The 23,358-nt window shown below is 72.6% G+C and carries 15 protein-coding genes; 10 read left to right on the forward strand and 5 right to left on the reverse strand.

Annotated elements, in window-relative coordinates:
* Positions 1–9 precede the first annotated feature (9 nt).
* From DV20_RS28855 to DV20_RS28875, 5 genes are all read left to right on the forward strand, one after another.
* Positions 10–423, forward strand: a complete 414-nt coding sequence (locus DV20_RS28855; protein WP_043785839.1) for a cysteine/serine endopeptidase inhibitor — start codon at positions 10–12, stop codon at positions 421–423.
* A 26-nt stretch (positions 424–449) separates the two neighbouring features.
* On the forward strand, positions 450–1,262 hold the full coding sequence (locus tag DV20_RS28860) for a glycoside hydrolase family protein (protein WP_043785842.1): 813 nt from the start codon (positions 450–452) through the stop codon (positions 1,260–1,262).
* 41 nt (positions 1,263–1,303) lie between these two features.
* Complete coding sequence (locus tag DV20_RS28865; RefSeq protein WP_043785844.1) at positions 1,304–2,053, forward strand: thaumatin family protein; 750 nt, start codon at positions 1,304–1,306, stop codon at positions 2,051–2,053.
* Positions 2,054–2,236: 183 nt separating this feature from the next.
* Positions 2,237–4,114 carry a serine/threonine-protein kinase gene (locus DV20_RS28870; protein ID WP_043786087.1) on the forward strand — a complete coding sequence of 626 codons (1,878 nt, stop codon included), beginning with the start codon at positions 2,237–2,239 and terminating at the stop codon, positions 4,112–4,114.
* Positions 4,111–5,910: a serine/threonine-protein kinase gene (locus DV20_RS28875; RefSeq protein WP_043785847.1), complete on the forward strand. Its 1,800-nt coding sequence runs from the start codon at positions 4,111–4,113 to the stop codon at positions 5,908–5,910. The genes DV20_RS28870 and DV20_RS28875 overlap by 4 nt, the downstream gene beginning before the upstream one ends.
* 24 nt (positions 5,911–5,934) lie before the next feature.
* On the opposite strand, the gene DV20_RS28880 is transcribed toward DV20_RS28875, so the two are convergent.
* The 5 genes from DV20_RS28880 to DV20_RS28895 form a co-directional block, all read right to left on the reverse strand.
* Positions 5,935–6,810: a hypothetical protein gene (locus tag DV20_RS28880; RefSeq protein WP_043785849.1), complete on the reverse strand. Its 876-nt coding sequence runs from the start codon at positions 6,808–6,810 to the stop codon at positions 5,935–5,937.
* Positions 6,807–7,106 carry a hypothetical protein gene (locus tag DV20_RS28885; RefSeq protein WP_152603770.1) on the reverse strand — a complete coding sequence of 100 codons (300 nt, stop codon included), beginning with the start codon at positions 7,104–7,106 and terminating at the stop codon, positions 6,807–6,809. The genes DV20_RS28880 and DV20_RS28885 overlap by 4 nt, the downstream gene beginning before the upstream one ends.
* Before the next feature lie 178 nt (positions 7,107–7,284).
* Complete coding sequence (locus DV20_RS28890; protein ID WP_043785855.1) at positions 7,285–8,892, reverse strand: cellulase family glycosylhydrolase; 1,608 nt, start codon at positions 8,890–8,892, stop codon at positions 7,285–7,287.
* Between the two features lie 195 nt (positions 8,893–9,087).
* Complete coding sequence (locus tag DV20_RS45650; protein WP_160169765.1) at positions 9,088–9,231, reverse strand: acyl carrier protein; 144 nt, start codon at positions 9,229–9,231, stop codon at positions 9,088–9,090.
* Between the two features lie 34 nt (positions 9,232–9,265).
* Positions 9,266–11,422 carry a DUF6351 family protein gene (locus DV20_RS28895; protein ID WP_043785857.1) on the reverse strand — a complete coding sequence of 719 codons (2,157 nt, stop codon included), beginning with the start codon at positions 11,420–11,422 and terminating at the stop codon, positions 9,266–9,268.
* A gap of 307 nt (positions 11,423–11,729) precedes the next feature.
* Between DV20_RS28895 and DV20_RS28900 the strand changes: the two genes are divergently transcribed.
* From DV20_RS28900 to DV20_RS28920, 5 genes are all read left to right on the forward strand, one after another.
* A complete protein-coding gene (locus tag DV20_RS28900; RefSeq protein WP_051736168.1) occupies positions 11,730–16,976 on the forward strand; it encodes an RHS repeat-associated core domain-containing protein in 5,247 nt (1,748 codons plus the stop codon).
* Between the two features lie 75 nt (positions 16,977–17,051).
* Complete coding sequence (locus DV20_RS28905; RefSeq protein ID WP_051736169.1) at positions 17,052–18,077, forward strand: alpha/beta fold hydrolase; 1,026 nt, start codon at positions 17,052–17,054, stop codon at positions 18,075–18,077.
* An 85-nt stretch (positions 18,078–18,162) separates the two neighbouring features.
* Positions 18,163–19,623, forward strand: coding sequence for an amidase (locus DV20_RS28910; protein ID WP_043785860.1), 1,461 nt, complete (start codon positions 18,163–18,165; stop codon positions 19,621–19,623).
* A 117-nt stretch (positions 19,624–19,740) separates the two neighbouring features.
* Positions 19,741–20,301, forward strand: coding sequence for an EF-hand domain-containing protein (locus tag DV20_RS28915; RefSeq protein ID WP_043785864.1), 561 nt, complete (start codon positions 19,741–19,743; stop codon positions 20,299–20,301).
* 123 nt (positions 20,302–20,424) lie between these two features.
* Entirely contained in the window at positions 20,425–23,226 is a 2,802-nt protein-coding gene (locus DV20_RS28920; protein WP_051736170.1) for an ATP-binding protein, read from the forward strand.
* The last annotated feature ends 132 nt before the right edge of the window (positions 23,227–23,358 follow it).

The raw sequence follows: 23,358 nt of genomic DNA on the forward strand, positions 1-23,358 counted from the left end.
GGACGGAAAATGCGCACCATCACCAAGTCATTCGCCGCGCTGGCCGCTGCCGCCGCGCTTCCCCTGACGATGAGCGGCACGGCGTGGGCCGACATTCCCTTCGACCAACCGATCAACGGGCGCGCCACCTACTACAACGACGCCGGCTTCGGCGCCTGCGGCACGCAGATCAACGCCGCCACCCAACTGCTCGCCGCGGCACCGGCCGCGTACTGGACCACGGCCAACCCGAACAACGACCCGCTGTGCCGGGGCGTGTCCGTCCGGGTCTCCTACAACGGCCGGACCATCACCGTGCCCGTGGCCGACAAGTGCCCGAGCTGCGACAGCGCGCACATCGACCTCAGCGCACCCGCGTTCGCCCAGCTCGCCGACCCCGCGCTGGGCAACATCCCGGTGACCTGGTCGTTCGTCCGCTCGTGACCGGGACGGAACTTCGGAGAACCGGCATGAACCAGCTCAGGAAACTCCTGCTCGTCGTGACCGTCGCCGCCGTCGTCATCGCCGGCGGACCGGCCGCTCCGGCGACCGCGGCCGGCACCAAGAAGGGCGTCAGCGCGGCCGCCTTCACCGGGGTCACCACCGCGCTCGCCGACGTCGGCGCCCGGTGGTTCTACACCTGGGCCGCCGACCCCCAGGGCATCACCGCACCGGCGGGGACGGAGTTCGTCCCGATGATCTGGGGCCGCGGCTCGGTCACCCCGGACCGGTTGCAGCAGGCGAAGGCGTCCGGGAGCACCCTGCTCGCGTTCAACGAGCCGGACCTGGCCGGCCAAGCCGAGATGCCGGTCGAGACCGCGCTCGACCTCTGGCCGCAGCTGGAGGCGACGGGCCTGCGGCTGGGCGCGCCGGCCGTGGCCTACGGCGGCGACACCCCCGGTGGCTGGCTCGACCGGTTCATGAGCGGCGCGGCGGCGCGCGGCTACCGCGTCGACTTCATCCCGCTGCACTGGTACGGCGGCGACTTCTCGACCGCCGCCACCGGGCAGCTGCGGTCGTACCTGCAGGCGGTGTACGACCGCTACCACCGGCCGATCTGGGTCACCGAGTACGCGCTGATCGACTTCTCCGGCCCGGCTCCGCGCTACCCGTCCGCCGCGGAGCAGGCGGACTTCGTCAGCCGGTCCACGGCGATGTTGAACGGGTTGTCGTTCGTCGAGCGCTACGCGTGGTTCTCGCTGTCGACGTCGACCACCCCGACCGGCCTCTACACGGGGACCACCCCGAACGCCAGCGGCGCCGCCTACCGGGCCGCCGGCTGATCCCCTCACCCGCACCGGAACCGAACGGAGGTCCATCCCGGATGTTCAAGCGGCTCTTCGCCACGGTCGCGGCGCTCGTCGTCGCCTTGACCGTCAGTTCGCCGGCGAGCCCGGCCACCGCGGCGGGCAACCACACGGTGACGTTCGTCAACCACACCGGCCAGACCATCTGGCTGGGCAGCACCGTGAACGCCGACGGGTCGGTCAACTTCGCGAGCCTGCCGACGCTGGCCGACGGGCAGTCGGCGACCGTCACGATTCCCGAAACGTCCGCGCCCGGCCACTGGCGGGGCAAGTTCTTCGCCCGCCAGGGGTGCACGGGCACCTCGGGGCGGGACTTCCACTGCCTGGTCGGCGACTGCGGCGTGTACGCCGACCACTGCGCGACCGGCGAGCAGCCGGCCAGCCTGGCCGAGTTCAACTTCGACACCGCCGACGGCCTCGCCCCGTGGTACGACGTCAGTTACGTCAACGCGTTCTCCGTCCCGATCACGATCGAGCCGGTCAACGCGGCGGTGCCGCCGGGTTCGGCGTCGTGCGGCACGGCGGGCTGCCCGGAGAACCTGCTGCCCTACTGCCCGGCCGCGAACCGGCAGTACTCCCCGTCCGGCACGCTGATCAACTGCGTGAACCCGAACCGCGACGCGCCCACGAGCTACAGCGACGCGATCAAGTCGCACTGCCCCAAGGCGTACGCGTGGTCCAAGCAGGACACCGAGCCGGGCAACCAAACGATGTACCAGTGCGCCTCCTGCACCGGCTTCACCATCACCTTCCACCGCGCTTCCTAGCGGCGACGCCGGGACACGGGCGGTGATCGCCGTCCGTGTCCCGGCGTCCGTGTCCCCGCGTCCGCCCGGCGCCGGTTCGCGGCGTGGACCGGCAACGACCCGTTCAGGTCGCCGGACGTCATGGACGACGTCGGTACCGGGGTGAGCGCGGGCCCGTTCTACGATCGCCCGCGGAGGTGGGGCGTGGAGCCGTTGGGTCCGGGTGAGCCGGCGCAGGTGGGGCGCTACCGGCTGCTCGCCGCGGTCGGTGAGGGCGGGATGGGGCGCGTGCTGCTCGGGGTCGCTCCCGACGGCAGGCTGGCCGCCGTCAAGCTGGTCCACCGCGGCTTCGCGCACGATCCCGGGTTCCGCGAACGGTTCCGCCGCGAGGTCGAGGTTTCCCGGCTGGTCTCGGGCGCCTACACCGCGGCGGTGATGGACGCCGACCCGCACGCGCCGATCCCGTGGCTGGCCTCGGTCTTCGTCGCCGGCCCTTCGCTGCAGGAAGCCGTCGACGCGACCGGGCCGCTCCCGTCGCCCGCGGTGCGGCACCTGGCCGCCGGGCTGGCGTCCGCGCTCATGGGCATCCACCGGGCCGGGCTGGTGCACCGGGACCTCAAGCCGGGCAACGTCCTGCTCGCCGACGACGGCCCGCGCGTCATCGACTTCGGCATCGCCCGCGCCGCCGAAGGCAGCACCGACCTGACCCACACCGGGGTCATCCTCGGGTCGCCGGCGTTCATGTCGCCGGAGCAGGCGGACGGGCGGCCGCTGACCCCGGCGAGCGACGTCTTCTCCCTCGGCGCGCTCCTCGTCCTCGCGGCCACCGGACGCAGTCCCTTCGCCGGGGCGTCGGCTCCGCAGTCGCTGTACAACGTCGTCCACACGCACCCGGACCTGCGGGCCCTTCCGCCCGAGATCCGCGCCCTCGCCGAACCGTGCCTCGCGAAGGACCCGGCCCGGCGGCCGACGCCGGCGCAGCTGCTCGAGCTCCTCGGGCCGCTGCCGCCGGTCCAGCGGCCATGGCCGCCGGCCGTGCACGCGCTGATCGCCCGCCACGGGGACCAGGTGGCGGCCGTCGTGGCCAAGCCGCCGAAGCCGCGGCAGCGGGGCCGGCGGATCGCGCTCGCCGCCGCGGCCGCCACGGTGGTCGTGGCCGGCACGATCACCGCGGTCGCCCTGCTGAACGGCGACGGTGGCGCGACCGCCGCCCCGGCGAGCAACCCGGCCCCACCCCCGGTGACGACGTCCGCGCCGAACCCGGACCCGCTGGGCCCGGACAAGCTGCGCGGGGTCGACCCGTGCCAGGTGCTGCCGTCGGTGCCCGGGATCGGGAAGCTCACCCCGCAGGGCGAAGTCCAGTTCTTCTCCTGCACCTTCCAGACCGCGCAGCGCCAGTGGATGCAGCTGACGATCGGCGGCCCGTCGCCCGCCAGGGGCACGCCGGCCGGGGAGCTGAACGGCCTGCCGCTCAACCTCGACGTCAAGAGCAGCGGCTGCACGGCCTCGGTGCCGGTCGTGGACCGCCCCGCCGCCACCATCGGCGTCGAGGCCGGCGACCTCGGGGTGGGGAAGTTCGCCCAGCCGTGCGACGCCGCGAAGTCCGCGCTCACCGAAACGCTGAACCGCCTGCGCGCCGGGAGCGTTTCCGCCGCGCCGCCGGGAAGCCTCGCGCCGGTCGACCCCTGCGGCCTCGTCGCCACCGCGACCGCCCAGCGGATCGCCGGCCCGATCACCAAGGTGGAACCCCGCGGGCTGCACGAGTGCCGCTGGACCGCCGGCGGCGAGCTCAGCGTGAACCTCGAACGGGGGCGCCCGCCCGTCGCGGCGAAGGACGGCTCCTACGACGCGGCCGGCACCGTCGACCTCGGCGGGCTCACCGCGTACTTCACCGCGGACCGGATCAACCCCGCGTCGGTCGACTGCACCGTGACCTGGCCGCACCGGCCGGTCGGCGAACAAGCCTCGGAGAACGTCATCGTCCAGTACACCACTTCCGCCAGCACGCTCACCATCGAGCAGACCTGCCGCCACGTCCAGGACTTCGCCAAAGCGGCCCGGCCCGGGCTGCCGAAGCCGTGAAGCCGCTGCAGCCGGGCGAGGCCCGGCACGCCGGCCGGTACCGCCTGGTCGCCGAACTCGGCGAGGGCGGCATGGGCCGCGTCCTGCTCGGAGTCGCCCCGGACGGCCGCCTGGTCGCCCTCAAGCAGGTGCACGCGGAGTTCGCGCGCAACACCCACTTCCGCAGCCGGTTCCGGCAGGAAGTGCTGGCCTCGCAACGGGTTTCGGGAGCGTTCACGGCGGCGGTCATGGACGCCGACGCGGACGCCGAAACGCCGTGGCTCGCTTCGGTGTTCGTCACCGGGCCGTCGCTGAAGGAAGCTGTCGAAGCGACCGGACCGCTGCCGGTCGAGGCGGTGCGCCGGCTCGCCGCCGGCCTGGCGACCGCGCTGATCGAGATCCACCGGGCCGGGCTGATCCACCGCGACCTCAAGCCCGGCAACGTGCTGCTGACCGGGGACGGCTCGCGGGTGATCGACTTCGGCATCGCCCGCGCCACCGAGGGCGGCGCCGACCTCACCGGCACCGGCGGCATCGTCGGCTCCCCCGCGTTCATGTCCCCCGAGCAGGCCGAAAGCCGCCCCCTGACCCCGGCGAGCGACGTCTTCTCCCTCGGCGGCCTGCTGGTGATGGCGGCGACCGGCCGCGGCCCGTTCACCGGCTCGACGACGGCGCAGCTGCTCTACAACGTCGTGCACGCCGCCCCCGACCTGACCGGGCTGCCGCCCGAAATCCGGACCCTCGTCGAGCCGTGCCTGGCCAAGGACCCCGCCCGGCGGCCGTCGCCGCAGCGGATCCTCGATTTCCTCGGCCCGGTGGCACCCGGGACGCGGCCGTGGCCGGACGCGGTGCACCGGCTGATCGAAGCGCAGGACACCGCGGTCCGCACCGCGCTGTCCTGGCCGGCGCCGGTGCCACTGCCCCCGCCGCCCCGCCGTCGCCGCTGGTTCCCGGTCGTGGCCGCGCTGGCCGCCGTCGCCGCACTCGCCGTGGGCAGCCTGGTGGCGGTGCTGGCCACGAGGGCCGGTGCGGATGCGCCGACCGCGGGCGCGAACCTGGACCCGACGAGCCTGGAAACGCTGCGGCGCACGGATCCGTGCAAGGTGCTCAACGACGTCAGCGTCCAGGACGCGGGCAAGCTGAGCGCCGTCCCGGATTCGGGGTACTTCGACCGCTGCGATTACCGCACGAAGTCCGGCGAACGGATCTCGATCAAGCTCGGCGACGAGATCTACGTCGAGGGCGGCAGGCCGGCCGAGGACCTCGACGGCCGTCCGGTGCTGTTCACCGAGATCAGCGGCAGCACCTGCGACGCCAGCGTCCAGGTTCCCGCGCAGCCGGAACTGGGCGTGACAGCGCTGGCCGAGACGTGCGGCCTGGCGAAGACCACCCTCGCCAAGGTCCTCGACCGCGTCCGCGGCGGCGCCGCATACGACCTCCCGCCCGGCACGCTGCTCGCGTCGGACCCGTGCACGGTGCTCGACAAGACCGCGGTGGCGCCCGTGCTCGGCCCGGTCCGCGAGGTCAAGCTCAACCGGCTGCGCGAGTGCGAGTGGACGGCGGCGACATCCCTGCGGCTGACCTTCGACAAGGGGTATTCCAGCGTGCCGGACGACGGCAGCCCCGTCGACCTCGGCGGCGTCACCGGCACGCGCCACCCGACCGGCGACAGCTGCGCGGTGTCGTGGAACCACCGCCAGTTCGACGCCAAGCGCACGGAACACATCCGGATCTTCGCCTCGAAAACCGGCGGCGGCGCCTGCGACACGGCGGTGGCGTTCGGCAAGCTGCTGGTGGGGAAACTGCCGAAGGCTTGACTCAATGAGTGTGTCCGTCCGGACTCATCGCGTCGTGATGTCGACGCGGATGCCGTCTCCGGCCGGGACGACGTAGACGGCGTCGCTCCCTTTGCGCCAGCCGGCGGCGACCAGTACGTACCGCTCCGAAGTCTGGGTCAGGGAAACCAGGCCGGAGTAGCGGAAGTGGTACTTCGTCCGGTCCTGCTCCAGCGTGTCCACGGTGATCCCCGGTCCGGTGATGGACAGGCGCTCGGCGCTGTAGAGCGTCACGGACGGCCGGTTGCGCAAGCCGGCCGCGATGCTGCGTGCCACGTCCTGACCGGTCGCCTGGGCGTACAGGGCGACGCTCCACAGCAGGCCGAGCAAGGCCAGCCCGGTCAGCAGCAGTCCACGGAGCCCGGGGGTCCGCGGCGGCACCCGCCGGTCCGGCCGGTGCCCGCAAGCGCGCAGGTGGTCCGCGTAGGACAGCAGGCAGGCCGCGGCGAGCAGGGACAACGGCAGTGCCACGCCGAGGGCGTTGCCGACTGCCACCGGCAGCAGCAACCCGGTCACCGCGACCCCCATCAGCAGGACGCCGCCGACTCGGGCGACGAGAATCGTGGCGTCGGCCATGCGCCGGCGGCGGGTCGACGGTGTCGCGCGGGCGGCCGGCCCGAGGACCGTGCGATGCAGGGCCGCCGCGCCGAGGGCGGCGATGCCGCTGCCGATCAGCGGCAGGAAGGCCGAGTTGATGCTGCGCAGGGCGTAGTCGGCCGTGCCGTAGCCGAGCAGCCCGGTGTCGACGCCGAAATAGGACCAGGTGGCTTGGCTGCGGACCCAGCCGAAGTAGTACAGCAGCGCGGAAATCAGCACCGTCTGGGACAGCACGGTGGTCGCACGGGTCCAGAGCACCGAGGACGGAGCGGCGACGTCGGTCACGGGGTGGGTGGGGGCGCGGTCACCTCAGTGGTGTCCGGTTGGCCGGGGGTGCCGGTCGGGGTACCGGTCGGCTCCGGGATCAGCGGTGTCGTCGGCTCCGGCGCGGGCGCGACGTCGGAAGAGCTCACCTCGCCGGACGCTGTCGTGCTCGAGCCCGCGCCCGCGGTGTCCCCGCCCACGGCAGGCGCCGGGACCGACGACGAAGGACCGGTCCGCTCGTCGACGCAGCTTTCGGCGGTCAGCAACGGCAACAGCAGCAGGCCGGCCGCCACACCGACCGTTCGCAGGCTTGTCATCGGAGAGTCCCCTCGACGTCCGGCTCGCCGGGGAAGTCGTTCGCGGGTGAGACATCGTCACAGGCGGGGAGCACAATCAGCCGAATGGCGCAAGAACGCGAGTTCGGGCCCGGGCGGGCCGTGGATCAGGGCGTGTCCTGGCTGCGGTGCCCGCGGTCGGCACCGCAGCCAGGGTCGGTCACGTGGTGCAGGCCGCCGCGTTGAGCGTGACGGCGGACGGTGCGCCCGACGTGCCGTTGGCGGTGAAGCCGAGCGATACCGCCGCTCCCGCGGCCAGGGACGGGCTGTAGGTCGGCGCGGTCACGGTGACCTTGGTGCCGCTCTGGGTGAAGGTGCCGTTCCAGCCGCTGGCGATGGTGGCTCCGGCGGGCAGGGTGAACACGACCTTCCACGGATTGGCGGCGCTCGTCGCGGTGTTGGTCACCGTCAGCGTGCCCTGGAAACCGCCCTGCCAGGAATTGTCCAGGTTCCACGCCGTCTGGCAGCCGCCGGTGCCGCCGCCGGTCGTGGGGGTCGTGGGGGTGGTGGGGGTGGTCGTCGTCGGGTCGGGCCCGCCGCCGGCCGGCGGGATGAGGTAGGGCTGGAGGATGCTCTGCTTCGCCTGGTTGACCGTGGTCCAGTCGTCGTTGAGGATGCCGCCCGTGTCGCCGGAGTTGGGGTTCCACGACCAGTAGGTGAACGAGATGCCGTTGACGCCGGTCCCGGTGTAGGCCATCAGCTTTTCGAGCCACACCTTGTCGACCGGGTTCGCCAGCGTGGTGCCGAACTCACCCATCATCAGCGGTGCGATGTTCTGCTTGTACAGGTAGCCCCAGTACTTGTCCCAGATCGCGGTCATGTTCGCCGGGTAGTCGGGAGCGCTGAACCACGGCTGGTTGTAGACCGAGGTGGCGTACTCGTGCGGGGAGTACACCAGCCGGCCGGGCACGGACAGGCGTACCGGGAACTCGCCGGCCTTCGACAGGTTTCCGCCCCACCAGCCGCAGTCCTCGTCGTTGGACGGGTCACCGTCCCACACGTTCGACAGCCCGCCGCTCGGGCAGCTCACGCCCTCGACGAAGATCAGCCAGTTCGGTTGCACGCCCAGGATCGCGTTGCCCGCGCGTTCGGCGGCCAGCCGCCAGTCGCGGGCGGTGTCGCCGCAGCCCCAGCACGCGCCGGTCGCGGCCGGGTTGGTGCCCTCGGCGTGCGGCTCGTTGTGCAGGTCCGCGCCGATGACCGTGGTGTTGCCCGCGTAGTGCTGGGCGAGCGTCTTCCAGTCGGTGATCCAGGTGCTCTCCGGGACGCCCGCGGTGTACCAGAGCGCGGTCTGCCCCGCGCTGGTCGGCCGGTGCCGGTCGAGGATGACGCGCATTCCTTTTTGGCCCGCGTAGCCGATCACCTTGTCGAGGATCTGCAGCGGCGAAAGCCCGATCAGATCGGGGTTGGTGTAGTCGTTGATCCCGGTGGCCTTGGCATCGGGTTTCAGCGCGTCGTCGGAGAACGGCACGCGCAGCGTGTTGTAGCCCAGCTGAGCCATCTGGTCGAGCTGCTGGCGCCAGGTGCGGCTGGACCACAGGCCGTGGAAGGTCTTGTTGTCGGTCTCCATCCCGAACCAGTTGATGCCGGTCAGCCGAACCGTCGCGCCCGTGCTGTCCAGGATCTTGTTGCCGCTGGTGTGCAGGTATCCGCTACCCGTACCGCTTGCCGCCGCGGCGATCTGACCGGTCGCGCCGAAGGCGACCAACCCGCTCGCGGCCACGACAGCCGCGGCCAGCGCGCCGAACGCCTTTCTCCACTGCGTCATCTGCTCTCCTTTGAGCAATAACCGATTTCTGGGAGCGCTCCCAGACAGAAGGGTAGCGAACGCGGGCACCCTGTCAAGAGTGCCCGCCACCAATGACCGGTTCGCCCGTCCGGCCGATTGACCGCAATTCCCTACGACGCGAAGATTCCCGCCCCCGCGACCGGGCGCCGCCGCGCTCCCCTCCGCAGGAAATCCCTACCGCACCACAGCCGGGGTCCGCCGGAGATCCAGCAGGTACCGCGCCAGCTCGGCGACCGTGGGCCGGCCGAAGACGACGGTGGCCGGCAAGTCGATGCCCGACAACGCCGTCAGACGGGTGCGCAGCTCGATCGCCCGCACCCCGTCCGTTCGGCAACAAGACTGCCCCGGGTGATCACCGCGGCTGCGTCGGCGGCGTGGTGCCGCTCCGTTCGTCGCCGTAGCTCAGCCAGGTCCCGATCGGCGCGCGCTGCCCGACACCCGGACGGCCGTAGTCGCACACACCGCCGGGGAACGCCGCCCGCAGCCGCTTCCGGTCCGCCACCGTGAAGGCGACCGGGTAGTCGCCGAAGTCCAGCGGCTTCAGCCGGCACTTCAGCACGTCGAGGGCCAAGCTCTCCCCCGCGACCATCCGCGTGTTGGCCGCCACCGGGTACAGCGCGCCGCACCGGCCGCTCGCCGGGTAGGTCAGCGGCTCGGTGATCCGCGACGCGGCGGAGAGGTAGCAACCGTCGCCGAGATCGCCCGGCCGGTTCGCCAGCACCTTCTGCGGCCGGCTCCGGTGCGAGCGGTCGGCGTCGATCGCGGTCAGCCAGCGGTCCATCGCGTCCAGCTCGTAGACACCGGCGGCCGCCGCTTCGGCCGCGGTGGCGTGGTTTTCGATGATGACCTGGTTGCCCGCGGTGCCGTTGGCCCGCAGCAGCCGTTGCCGCATCACGTAGGACCACTCCGTGGTGTGGATGTCGTTGCCGAACCCGGCGAGATCCAGATCGGTGCGCTGGTCGATGATCGGCGTCTCCCGCAACCCCTGCGAGCCGGAGTTCACGAGGTCGTCGGCGTACACCGCGTCGAGCGCCTTCGGATCGGCCGCGATCCGCTCCGCCACCGGCGTTCCCGTGTGGTCGAGGCCGCCGATGCCGGCGTTGAGGTCCACGAACTGCGCGGCGGTGATCGTCCCGGCCTTCAGCGCGTTCAGGCCGTACTGCACCCCGGTGGTGTCCAGCGGACTGCGCACGAATCCCGTCTTCGGGTCCCGCCCGAGCTGATTGACCAGCTGCTCGTTCGAGTTGCACTTCACCCCGCGCGGGTTGGTGACCGGATCCCACCGCGCCGAGACCGGGATGGCCGCGTTGCAGCTGCCGGTCGCGGTGGCACGGCTGGCGAAGGTCTTGTCCCAGGAGACGCAAGTGTCGTAGCTGGCGAAGCCCGCGACGGCCTGCTTCTGCGCCGCGGTGAACGACGCGCCCGGCCCGGCGAAGTACCGCTCCAGCAAGCGGCAGTCCGACACCGGACCGCCCGTGCTCAGCGGATCCGGGAACGAGACGCCGGGGATGATGCCGTCGACGATGCCGGGGTAGTTCTCCGCGATGTCGTACTGCTGGATCGCCCCGCCCGACCCACCCCAGCCGATGGTGTGGGCGACCGGGCCGTAGGTCTCGACGAAGTGCTCCTTGACCATCATCGCCGCTTCGGCCGAGATGATCGGGCCGCAGTTGGTGTCGAGCACGTTCAGGGTCGACGACGCGACCGCGTAGCCCCGGGCCAGGAACAGGTCGTTGACGACCCCGCCGGTCGAGCTGCCCTGGTGGTAGCCCGCGTTGCAGCCACCACCGAAGGTGTAGACCAGCTTCCCGTTCCAGCCGCCTTCCGGCGCGACGGGCGACGGCGCGCCGTCGTACAGCGCCGCCATCTCGTAGACGGCGCGGTCGATCGTGCCGCGCTCGACCCGGACCACGTACGGCACCGCGTGCCCGCCGACCGTGGCCGTCGCGAGGTCCGCGGGCCGGGCCGCCGGATCCGCCAGCGGCGCGAACGCCCCGGCGGTGGTCCGGTACTGGTAGCTCACTTGTGTCGGCGCGCCGCAGAACGGCTGCGCCGCCGCCGGCAGGCCGAACGCCTGGGTCTCGCAGTAGAACGGAAGCTGCTGCGAGCCGGAGAAGACGGGCCCGGTGATCGGGTGGTTGGTGACGCGCAGGTTCGCCCGCCGGTCCCGCCCGTGTCCGCCGGCCCGGGCGCTCAGGTCGTTGGCACCGTTGCGCAGGCCGGTCACCAGGCCGAGCAGACTGCCGTCCGGCTGGGCGCGGAAGCCCGGGGTGACGTCGTGGCCGTTGGCCATGACGTCGACCCGTCCCCCGCTCTGCGGCGAGACCACCCTGACCAGGACCTGTCCCCCGCTGACGAGCGCGGGCCGCGGGTTCGACACCGTCTCGATCGTCAGCTGCCGGCCTGGCGGAGTGCCGGGAGCGGCCACCGCGGTCGCGGTCCCCAGCAGGAGGACGGGCGCGGTCAGGGCGGCGAGCACGGCGGATGAGCGCACAGCACGGTGGGCCACCAGACACTCCGGTCGTTCGTGGCATCGCCTCGTCGCGACACCGGGCTGCTGCCGGTATAGCACTCGCCGTACGGGCGGAACAACGTTCGGTGCGCTCGCGTCGGGCAAGGTGATTGGCTAGTTTACCCGGTCGTATAGGTCGTTATACAGTTAAGGAGATCGGTGAACGACAGTGCCCGGTTCCGCTGAGCCCGGCCGGGCTCCGGTAACGCCCTCGGCCGCAGCGCTGTACCCGGGAAAGCCGCTCGAACCGCTGTTTGTTAGCTTCGCTGATGATCACCAGGCGGGCGGAGGGAAAGAGTCGCACGTGAGCAATCCTCTGGTCGCGGAGACGAAGGACTCGACGAAGGCGTACTCGGGGGTGTCGCTGCTGGAGTCGGCGGCCGACCTGAAGTCCGCCATCGAGAGCGGCGACTGGGCGTCGGTGGCGCTCGGCTCGGTCGGGACGGCGCTCGACGCCTTGTCGATGGCCATGGACCCGTTCGGGGCGATCCTGGCGGCCGGTGTGGGCTGGCTGATGGAGCACGTCGGGCCGCTCAAGGAGGCGCTCAACGGGCTCACCGGCAACGCCGACGAGATCGCGGCGCAGGCGGAGACGTGGAAGAACGTCGCCACCGAGCTGGGCAGCGTCGGCGAGGACCTGCTCGGCATGGTCAAGGCGGACACCGTCTCGTGGACGGGGAACGCCGCCGATACCTACCGTCAGCGCGCGCAGGACACGGTGACGCTGCTCGAAACGGCGCAGAAGGGCTGTGAGGGCGCTTCCAGCGGGGTGAAGACCGCCGGTGAGGTCGTCGCGGCCGTGCGGGCGCTCGTCCGTGACATCATCGCCGAACTGATCGGGCACCTGATCAGCTGGGCGTTGCAGGTGGTGTTCACCTTGGGCATCGGCCTGACCTGGGTGGTGCCGCAGGTGATCAACGCGGTCGCGAAGACGGCGTCGAAGATCGCGGACCTGGTCAAGCGGCTGGTCACCGCGCTCAAGGCGCTGGTCCCGCTGCTCAAGCGCGCGGGCGACCTCTTCTCCGATGCCGCGAAGGCGCTGCGGAACATCAAGCCCGGCAAAGCCGCGCCGCCGCCCAAGCACGCCGACATCAAGGGCAATCCCAAGGACATCGGCGGCCCCAAGGGCAACGGCTCGCCGGACGCACCCCCGCCGAAGACCGACCCGCCCCCGGCGGGCAAGGGCGACGACAGCACCACCACCTCCGGGGCGAAAACCGACCCGCCACCCAAGACGGACCCGCCACCCAAGACCGATCCGCCGCCGAAGAGCGACCCGCCTGCCGATCCCCCGCCGGTGGCGAAGGCCGATCCGCCGCCCGGCGGAACGCCGAAGGGCGCGCCGGGCGGCGGAGGCAAGCCGAAGAGCGCACCCGATGACGGGCCGCGGATCAGGGACAACAACCCCAAACCGGACGAGCACACCACGCCGACGAAGGACCGGACCGACTGCGGCGACCCCATCGACGTCGCGACCGGTGCGGTGATGGTGGAGCAGGAGGACGTGTCGCTGCCCGGCGCGCTGCCGCTCGTGGTCGCGCGCACGCACCTGTCGTCCTACCGCGCGGGCCGGCGGTTCGGCCCCACCTGGGCTTCGACGCTGGACGAACGGCTCGAAGTCGAGCCGGACGGGCTGCACTTGGCCCTGGCCGACGGCACGCTGCTGCGCTACCCGGTTCCGCTCGGCGTGGAGGCCGTGGTCCCCGAGAGCGGCCCGTACCTGGCGCTGCGCCGGGTCCGCCACGGCTACATCGTCGGGGACCCGCAGTCCGACCGGGTGCGCTACTTCGCGGGTCGCCGCGGCGACACCACGCTGCCGCTGCGCGCGGTCGTGGACGGGGCGAAGAACCGGATCGTGCTGCGCTACCGCGACGGGATGCCGGTGGCGATCGAGCACTCCGGTGGGTACCGCGTCGAGATCGACAGCGCCGACGGCCTGGTCACCGCGTTGCGCGCAGCGGGGTCACCGGTCCCCCTGGCGGAGTACCGCTACGACTCCGCGCGCCGGCTGGTCGAGGTCGTCGACGCGGTCGGCACCCCGCAGAAGTTCACCTACGACGCCGACGGCAGGCTCGTCCGCTGGGAGGACGTCAACGGCCGCTGGTACAGCTACGGCTACGACGCCCAGGGACGCTGCGTGCGCGCCCAGGGCACCGGCGGCTACCTGAACACGACACTGGCCTATCAGCCCGGCGTGACCACGGTCACCGACTCGCTCGGCGCCGTGACCCGCTACCGGCTCGACGAGCGGATGCGGGTGATCGGGCGGACCGACCCGCTCGGGAACACCACCAGCGCCGAACGCGACCGCTTCGGGCGCGTGGTCGCCGAGACCGACGAGCTCGGCCACGTCACGCGCTGGGACCACGACGAGCTCGGCAACCTCATCGCGGTGACGCGTCCCGACGGCAGCCGCATGGTCATCGGCTACGACGAGCGGCACCGGCCGGTCGCGGTGACCGGGCCCGACGGCGCCGTGTGGCGCTACGAATACGACCGGCGGGGCAGCCTCGCCCGCGTCGTCGACCCGACCGGGGCCGCGACCGCCTACACCTACGACCCCTTCACCGGCACCGTCGACTCGGTGACCGACGCCCTCGGCGGGGTCACCCGGATCCAGGCCAACGCCGCCGGGCTCCCCCTGCTCGTCACCGAGCCGGACGGCGCCGTGTGGCGCTACGGCTACGACGCGCTCGGCCACACCACCAGCGTGACCGACCCGCTGGGGCACACCACCACCCTGGTCAGCGACGCCGCCGGTCACCTCGTGCAGACGCGCGACGCCGACGGCGCGGTCGAGCGGTTCACCTCGACCGCACGGGGCAGCTTCGAAGAGCGGACCGATGCCCGCGGTGGCGTCACCCGCATCGACTACGGCCAGTTCGACCTGCCGGTCAGCGAGCGCAGCCCCGACGGCGGCACGCTGACCTACGGCTACGACACCGAGCTGCGGCTCACCTCGGTCACCAACGAACGCGGCCTGGTCTGGCACTACCAGTACGACGCCGCGGGCCGGAAGGTGGGCGAGACCGACTACAACGGGCGCGTCCTGCGCTTCGGTTACGACGCGGCGGGACGGCTCGTGCACCGCACCAACGGCGCCGGGCAGACCATCACCCTCGAGCGGGACAGCCTCGGCCGGGTCGTGCGGCGCAGCAGCGCCGACGAAGTCGCCGTCTTCACCTACGACGAGGCCGACCGGATGGTGTCCGCGGCCAACGCGCACAGCGAGGTCCGGTACACCTACGACGCGCTCGGCCGCGTGCTGTCCGAGTCGATCAACGGCCGGACCGTGGTCAACCGCTACGACCCGCTCGGCCGCCGGGTCAGCCGCCGGACGCCCTCGGGAGCGGAATCGGTCTTCGGCTACGACACCGAGGGACGCCCGACCGTGCTGAACACCGCCGGGCGCACCCTGCGGTTCGGCTACGACGCCGCGGGCCGCGAGACGGTGCGCCGGCTGCACACCACCGCCGGGCCGGTGGCGGAGCTGCGCCAGGACTGGTCCCCCACCGGGCAGCTGGCGGCCCAGACGGTGCTGCGCGGCGCGGACACCGTGCAGCGGCGCGAATACGGCTACCTGCCCGACGGCCACCTCGCTCGCGTCGAGGACCTGATCTCCGGGTCGCGCACGTTCGACGTCGACGCGAGCGGACGGGTCCGTGCCGTGCGCGGCACGCGCTGGCAGGAGAACTACGACTACGACCTGACCGGTGCCGTCACCGGAGCCGGCTGGTCCGGCGCACCCCAGGCCAGTGGGCCGCGCGCCTACACCGGCACCCTGCTCACCGCCGCCGGCCCGACTCGCTACCGCCACGACGGGGAAGGACGCGTCATCGCCCGCGAGCGCGGCGGGAACCGCTGGACCTACGAGTGGAGCGCGGAGAACCGGCTGATCGGCGTCCGCACGCCCGACGGCACGGTGTGGCGTTACCGGTACGACCCGTTCGGCCGGCGCGTCGCCAAGCAGCGCCTGGACGCCACCGGCGCCGTGGCCGAGCAGGTCGAGTACGCCTGGGACGGGCAGCTGCCCGCCGAGCAGGTCCACAGTGGACCGGGCCGGCCGCCGATCGCCACGGTGTGGGACTACGCCCCCGGCGACCGGCTCCCGCTCACCCAGACCGAACGCGTCCTCGGCGCCGGCGGCGGGGAGCGGTTCCACGCGATCGTCTCCGACCTGGTCGGTGCGCCCGCGGAACTGGTCGACGACACCGGCGCGCTGGCCGGGCACCTGCACACCGCGCTGTGGGGCCCGGTCGTGTCGGCCGGCGGAGCGGCCGGCACGCCGTTGCGGTTCCCGGGCCAGTACCACGATCCCGAGACCGGGCTGCACTACAACCGGTACCGCTACTACGACCCCGAGACCGGGCGCTACCTCTCCCACGACCCGCTCGGCCTGACCCCGGCGCCGGACTCCCTGGCCTACGTCGGCAACCCGACCGCCATGGTCGACCCGCTCGGCCTGGCCCCGCAGCGGACCACGCCCTGCGCGGCCGCGAACCGGCACAACCCCTACGCCCGAGGATCGGACGGGTCCTCGACGAGCGGCCGCACGTACCCGGAAAGCACCTACGGCGACCGGAACGCCGAACGCAAGCGCCTCGACGACAAGTACGACTTCAAGATCGACGGCAACAAGACGCACCAGTCCGAACACGCCGGTGGTTACGACATCCTGAGCGACAACGGCGGTGTGAAGGGCGCGCGGTCGGACAAGAGCAACAAACCCCTGGAGAACAACGCCTACGCCTACTACGAGGACTTCGCCAACCACCGGTACCACCCCGGTACCGGCAAGGGCGGGAGCAACCACGAGTCCGGGTTCACCAAGGGCGACGTCCGGGACGCACCCAACACGACGAAGGACGACAACCTCGGGTACGACGACCGTCTCGGTTCGTACCGCAACGCGCAGCGCAACGCCATCGAGGCCAACGACCCGAGCACCGCGGTCCAGCTCAACCAGCTCGGCTACGGCCACCAGCAGGGCTTCCAGAACTCGAACACCATCAAGGCGGGCTACGACCAGCCGCACAGCTTCTCCGACCAGGTCTACCACGGGAACGACAAGAACCACGTCCACCACGAAGACCACCCCCTGTACGACAAGGACAAGGCGGACGCGGCGAAGGCCGAACAGGACCGGCGGGACGCCATCAAGGCCGACCCGAACCACCCGGACCGGGCGGCCTACGACGCCGAGCAGAAGCGGATGGCCATCGCCGACGACTCGTACCACAAGATGATCGACGACATGCGCTCCAGCGGCGAAGGCATGCGGTACAACCCGCAATCCGGTCAGGCCGTTCCCACCGGCGGCCACGCGGTGGACGGCTCCGGACACGTCACGACCAAGCCGATCGACAAGTGGGACGCGGCCGAAATGCACGGCGCACGGGACGCGGCGCGCACGGGCGAATGGCCGGGCTACGGCGGCTTCTACAAGAACCCGACGGTCGACGACTGGGCCGCCCTCGACCGCGGCGACCTCGACCCACCGGAGCTCAAGAACATCGACCTCGACGGGGACAAGATGGACGTCGATCCCTGATCGCCGTTCCCCGGCCATCTTGCCGGAACCGCAAGATCCCGTGCTCGCTCGTGCGTGCCCGGCAAGACTGACGGCATGCCGGCAGAAGACCTTTCGACTCACACCTCTCGGTTTTGCCGCTTCGCGCGCACGGCGGTGACGCTCACGCTCGCTCTCCTGCTCACCACGAGCGTCACCGCCTGCTCCACGTCGGCCACCGTTGCGCCCTACGCCACCCAGACCCGGGACGACCCGGCTTTTCGAAGCACCTTCCGGCACGAGTTCGCCGACGTCGACGGCGTCCGCATGCACTACGTCGCCGGCGGCAGCGGCACGCCCGTGGTCTTGATCCACGGCTGGCCGCAGACCTGGTACGGCTGGTGGCCGATCATGCCCGCCCTCGCCGAGCACCACACCGTCTACGCGGTCGACCTTCCCGGCCTGGGTGACGGCACCGGCTCGCCCACCGGCTACGACAAGGCCACCCTGGCCCGGTACGTCCACACCCTGATCGCCGACCGGCTCAAGCTCCGCACCGCCGCCGTCGTGGGGCACGACTTCGGTGCCGCGGTGGCGTTCCAGTACGCCGCCCAGTTCCCCGGCGACACCACCCGGCTCGGCTACCTCGACCTGCCGCTCCCGGGCCCGGCGATCGACGCCGCCACCTACCGGACCCTGAGCTGGCACATCGCCTTCCACTCCCAGCGGCGGGTTCCCGAGGCGATCGCCGGTGACGACGTCCGCGAGTACCTGGCCCTGTTCTACCCGCAGGTCTCGTTCGGCGGAACCGCCTTCGGCGGCACTTCGGACCGCTCCCCGTTCACCGGTGCCGAGATCGACGAGTACACCCGGACCTACCGCCGGCCCGAGGTACTGTCGGGCGGCTTCGAGCTCTACCGCGCACTCGACAAGGACGTTCGCGACACGGTGGCTGCGGCACCGGTCCGCGTGCCGGCCCTGCTCCTGACCGCCCAGGGCCAGCTCGACGCGATCCGGGCGACGGTGACCCCCCGGGTCACCAACATCGTGCGCGCCGTGGACGTACCGCACGCGGGCCACTGGCTCGTCGAGGAAAACCCCGCGTTCGTCACCGCGGAGCTGGTGCGCTTCCTCGGCGACTGACCGCACGGGCCGGCCTGACTCACCGGCTCCGGACGTGAACCAGCTCATACCGCGCCGCGCTCCCGGCGTGCGGCAGGATCACCCCATGGAGGACTACCCCGACCACGACGCCGTCGGCTTGGCCGCTCTGGTCCGTACCGGCCAGGTCACCCCGGCCGAACTGCTCGAAGCCGCCCGGGCCCGGCTGGCGCGGGTCAACCCCCGGCTCAACGCCGTCGTGCGCGAGGTGGACCCGCCTGCCGCGGCCGACGGGCCCTTCGCCGGGGTCCCGTTCCTGCTCAAGGACCTCAACCAGGACCTGGCCGGAACGCCCACCAGCGCCGGCTCGCGGTCGATGGCCACGGTGCCCGCCACCGAAACCAGTACCGTCGTCCAGCGCTGGCTCGACGCCGGCCTGGTCGTCTTCGGCAAGACCAACACCCCCGAATTCGGCGCCAAGGGCGTCACCGAACCCGACGTCTTCGGCCCCACCCGCAACCCCTGGAGCACCGGCCACACCCCCGGCGGATCCTCCGGCGGCGCGGCCGCCGCCGTCGCCGCGGGCGTCGTCCCCTGCGCGGCCGCCAGCGACGGCGGCGGCTCCATCCGGATCCCGGCCTCGGCCTGCGGGCTCTTCGGGCTCAAACCCTCCCGCGGGCTCATCCCGGCCGGGCCGGCCCGCGCCGAAGGACTCGGCGGCACCGCCACCGACGGCGTCATCTCCCGCTCGGTCCGCGACACCGCCGCCATGCTCGACGTCCTCACCGGCCCCACCCCGCTCTCGCCCTACCTCGCCGCCGGGCCGCGAACCCCGTTCGCCGACGAAGCCGGCCGCGAACCGGGCCGCCTGCGCATCGCGCTGTGCACCGCCAGCGCCATCAACCCCGCCCCGCACCCCGAAGCCGTCGCCGCCGCCCGCGCGGCCGGCGACCTGCTCGCCGAGCTCGGGCACGAGGTGGTGGAACTGCCCACGCAGCCGTTCGACGACGCCGTGCTGGCCAAGGACTTCCTGACCAGCTGGTTCGTCAGCTGCGCCTACTCGATGGCCGAATGCCAGGCAGCGAGCGGGGCCGGCGACACGGCGTTCGAACTCGACACCCGCACCATGGCCGCACTCGGCCGGGCCACCAGCCCGGTCGACCTGATGCGGGCCGTCGAACGACGCCACGAGCACACCCGGCGCCTCGCCGGGTTCCACGAGTCCCACGACCTCCTGCTGACCCCGACCACGGCCACCCCGCCACCGAAGATCGGGGCGTTCACCACCCCCGCGCCCGTCCGCGCCGCGCAGCGCGCCTTGCTCACCGCCAAGGCCGCCGGCCTGCTGCGGCACACCCCGATCGTGGACCGGCTGATCTCCGAAAACCTCAGCTGGGTGCCCTACACGCAACTGGCCAACCTCACCGGACGCCCCGCGATGAGCGTGCCCCTGCACTGGACCCCCGACGGGCTGCCGATCGGGGTCCAGTTCGTCGGCCGGCTCGGCGCCGACGACACACTCCTCCGGCTGGCCGGACAGCTCGAACGGGCCCGGCCGTGGGCGAACCGCCGCCCGCCACTGACCTGACCGCGTCCGACACCACTCGTTCGTGGCGGCCAAGGACTCGTTCGGATCTAGTCCGGCGATTCGCCCCGGCGGCATCCTGGGTTCCGTCCGCTCCGAACCACCACGTCGGGAGAACTCGTGCCGGTCAACGATTTGCTCAAAGCGAAGATCGAACACGGGTTCTCGCACTTGGACGTCGACGGGGACGGCCTGCTCACCGAAGGGGACCACGTCCTGATGGGCCGGCGCGCCGCCGAGGCCCTCGGCCACACCCCCGGATCACCGCAGGAAAAGACCATCATCGACGCCTACCTGCGCATCTGGCGCGAGCTGCACCTGCCCCACATCCCCGGCGGAGGCGACGCCATCTCCCGCGAGCAGTTCACCACCTCGACCGGTTCGCTGGCCGACGACCCCGACGCCGCCCAGGCCGGCCTCGGCGCGCTCGCCGAAGCCTTCCTGGCCATCGCCGACACCGACGCCGACGGCCGTGTCACTCCCGCCGAATTCCTGATCTTCCAACGCGGACACTTCCCCGGACTGACCGAAGCCGAGGTCACCGAGGCCTTCACCCACCTGGACACCGACGGCGACGGCCACCTCACCGCCGGGGAGTTCACCCGTGCCTGCGTGGAATTCTGGTCGAGCACCGACCCCGACGCCCCGGGAAACTGGTGGATGGGCCGCTCCTTCGCGTGACGTCGCTCTTTCACCGCCGTCACCGACGGCTCCACCGGCCTGTTGCCGGCTGCTAGGGTGAAAATCCCTGCCTGACCACGAAACGCGTGGGTTCGGGCGGCCGCAGATCGGAGTGGGTCTCCGGTGACGCAGCTCGTCGAACGGGACGCCGAAGTGCGTGCCCTGGAGAGGTCGCTCGTCCGGCTCGGCGCCGGCCAGGGCGGGGTGGTCGTCCTCGACGGTGGTGCGGGCGCGGGGAAAACGGCGCTGCTGAAGCGAGTTCGCCGGCTGGCGGTCGACCGGGGCTACGCGGTGCTGTCCGCGCGCGCCGCGGAACTCGAGCGGGAGTTCGCGTTCGGGGTGGTGCGCCAGCTCTTCGAACCCGTGCTGCCGACGGCGGGACCCGAGCGCGCCCGGTTGTTCAGCGGTGCGGCCAGAACAGCCGAAGGCTTGTTCGGCGCCGCGGACCAGACCGTCGCCCCGAGCTCGTCGTACGCGGTCCTGAACGGGTTGTACTGGCTGCTGGTGACCCTGGCCGAGCGGGCCACCCCGGTGCTGCTGGTGGACGACGTGCACTGGGCCGACCTGCCGTCCCTGCGGTTCCTGGGTTTCCTGGCCCGCCGGCTCGACTCCTGCGCCGCGCTGCTCGTCGTCACGACGAGGTCCGCCGACCACGGCGAAGACGGCCTGGCCGACGACCTGCTGGCCGCGGACGACCTCACGCTGCTGCGGCCGCGGAACCTGAGCGGCCGCGCGGTCGCCGAGCTGGTCCGCCGGGAGCTGGGCCCGGACGCGCACGAGGAGTTCTGCGCCGCCTGCCACGCCCTCACCGGCGGGAACCCGCTCTTCGTCCGGGAGCTGCTGCGCGTGCTGGTCACCGACGGCGTCCGGCCCACCGCCGACGGGGCCGCCGCCGTCGCCGCGGCCGGCCCCGACGCGATCCGGTGGTACGTGACGGCCCGGTTGCGCCGCCAGCCCCCGCACGTGCGCGCGGTGGCCCGGGCCGTCGCGGTGCTGGGCGACGACGTGGCGCTCGCCGAGGTGGCCGCGCAGGCCGGGGTGCCGGCGGCGGAGGCGGCCTCGGCCGCGGCCCGGCTGACCCACGAAGGGATCTTCGACCGGGCCGACCCGCCCGCCTTCGTCCACGCTGTCGTGCGGGACATAGCGCTCACGCTGATCCCGGTCGAGGAGCTCGGGCCGGAACACGAACGGGCGGCGCGGGTGCTGCTCGAGGCGGGCCGGCCGGTCACCCGCGTCGCCGCCCACCTGCTGCGGACGACGCCCGCCGGGGTGGCCGACCGCGTCGGGCTGCTGGCCACCGCCGCCGGCCAGGCCTTCCGGCACGGCGCACCGGAGAACGCGGCGGTGTTCCTCGACCGCGCCCGCGCCGAACCGCCGCCCCCGGCGCAGCGCGCGGAGGTGAGCCGGCAACTGGGCAACTGCCGCGCCCACCACCTGGCCCTCGCCGAAGCCGACGACCACCTCCGAGAGGCGCTCGCCCTCGCGGACGGCGGCCGGCAACGGGCGTTGTGCGCGTACAGCCTCGCCCGGTTCCGCAACGCCTGCGGAGCGCCGCGCGAGGCCGTCCCGCTGCTCGTGCAGGCGCTGGCCGACCTGGCCGGGGCCGAGGACCCGGGGCTGGAGCTCGAGGTGGAGGCGGAGCTCATCGGGATGGCCCGGGCCGACCTGGGCGGGCGGGCCGAGCTGGTGCGCCGGCTGGCTGCGTTCGGGCGCCGGCCCGGCCGGCCGCAGGCGGTCCTCGACTCCCAGGCGGCGCTGGAGGCCGTGCTCGCCGGCCGTCCGGCCGGCGAAGCGATCGCCCTGGCCCGGTCCGCCCTGGCGGGCGACGTGCTCACGCCCGAGCGGTGCGGGCTCTGGGCGGCGGTGCACACGCTGCTGGTGACCGACCAGCTCGACGAGGCCGACCGGCGGATGCAGCGGGCGCTGGACACCGCGGTGGACCGCGGCCTGCTGCTGCCGATGGGCATCGTCCGCGGCTACCTGGCCCGGATCGCGTACCTCCGCGGCGACCTGGCGCAGGCAGCCGAGCACCTCGAGCTCGGCACGGCGGCCGCGCCGCCGCCGAACATCGGCCTGCCGATCTTGGAGGCGACCGCGGCGGAGGTGCACCTCGAGCACGACCGGCCACCGGACGCCGCGACCGTGCTCGCGTCCGGAGTGCTCGGCGACGACCGGCCACCGCACTCGTCGGCCCACCTGTGGCTGCTGGGTGCCCGGACCCGGCTCCGGCTGGCTCAGGGAGACCACGTCCGCGCACTGGCCGACGCCGAGATTTGCCGTCGGTCGTACGAGCGGTGGGCGCCCGGCGAGCTGTGGGACGTCCCGTGGCGGCTGCTGGCGGCCCGGGCTCACCTGGCGGCCGCCCGGCCCGCCGAAGCCACGGCCCTGATCGGCGAGCAGGTGCGGCTCGCCCGCGACTTCGGCGTGCCCCGCCACCTCGCGGTCGCGCTCCGCGCCGCGGCCGGGCCGGCCGAGCCCCCGGCCGCCCGGCGGCACCTGGAGGAGGCGGTCGAGCTGCTGCGCGCGGCGCCCGCCCGGCTGGAGCTCGCGCACGCACTGGCCGACCTCGGCCGGCTCCAGCTGCGCGGCGGCGACCGCAGCACGGCCCGCGCGACGATCCGGCGGGCGGCCGAGCTGGCCCTGGAGTGCCACGCGCAGGCCCTCGCCGACCGGTTGACGGCAGGCCTGGCAACGAAGGGCGGCCGTCCGCCCCGGTTGCGCGTCACCGGCGTCAGCGCGCTGACCCCGTCGGAGCGCCGGGTCGCCCAGCTGGCCGCCGACGCGCTGACCAACCGCCAGATCGCCGAGCGGCTGTACGTCACGGAGAAGACGGTCGAGGCCCACCTGAGCCGCGCGTTCCGGAAACTCGACGTCCGCTCCCGCACCCAGCTCGTCAGCCGGCTCACTACGGGACCTCGTTTGTGACGTCGGCACCCGATCGCCGGGGTCGCGGACCCGCTTCTTTGCGGTTTGAGCTGAAACAGGTGCCACAAGTGGTATTTGATGAGTCCCCGACCGTATAGGCCATTATACAATGAGGATCACGCCGCCGAGACC

Origin of the sequence: Amycolatopsis rifamycinica (assembly GCF_000695625.1) — a bacterium.
GTDB classification, from domain to species: domain Bacteria; phylum Actinomycetota; class Actinomycetes; order Mycobacteriales; family Pseudonocardiaceae; genus Amycolatopsis; species Amycolatopsis rifamycinica.

Coding starts and splice junctions, on each gene's coding strand:
- DV20_RS28860 (WP_043785842.1), top strand. CDS start 450: ATGAACCAGCTCAGGAAACTCCTGCTCGTCGTGACCGTCGCCGCCGTC.
- DV20_RS28855 (WP_043785839.1), top strand. CDS start 10: ATGCGCACCATCACCAAGTCATTCGCCGCGCTGGCCGCTGCCGCCGCG.
- DV20_RS28865 (WP_043785844.1), top strand. CDS start 1,304: ATGTTCAAGCGGCTCTTCGCCACGGTCGCGGCGCTCGTCGTCGCCTTG.
- DV20_RS28910 (WP_043785860.1), top strand. CDS start 18,163: ATGGAGGACTACCCCGACCACGACGCCGTCGGCTTGGCCGCTCTGGTC.
- DV20_RS28905 (WP_051736169.1), top strand. CDS start 17,052: ATGCCGGCAGAAGACCTTTCGACTCACACCTCTCGGTTTTGCCGCTTC.
- DV20_RS28885 (WP_152603770.1), bottom strand. CDS start 7,106: ATGACAAGCCTGCGAACGGTCGGTGTGGCGGCCGGCCTGCTGCTGTTG.
- DV20_RS28890 (WP_043785855.1), bottom strand. CDS start 8,892: ATGACGCAGTGGAGAAAGGCGTTCGGCGCGCTGGCCGCGGCTGTCGTG.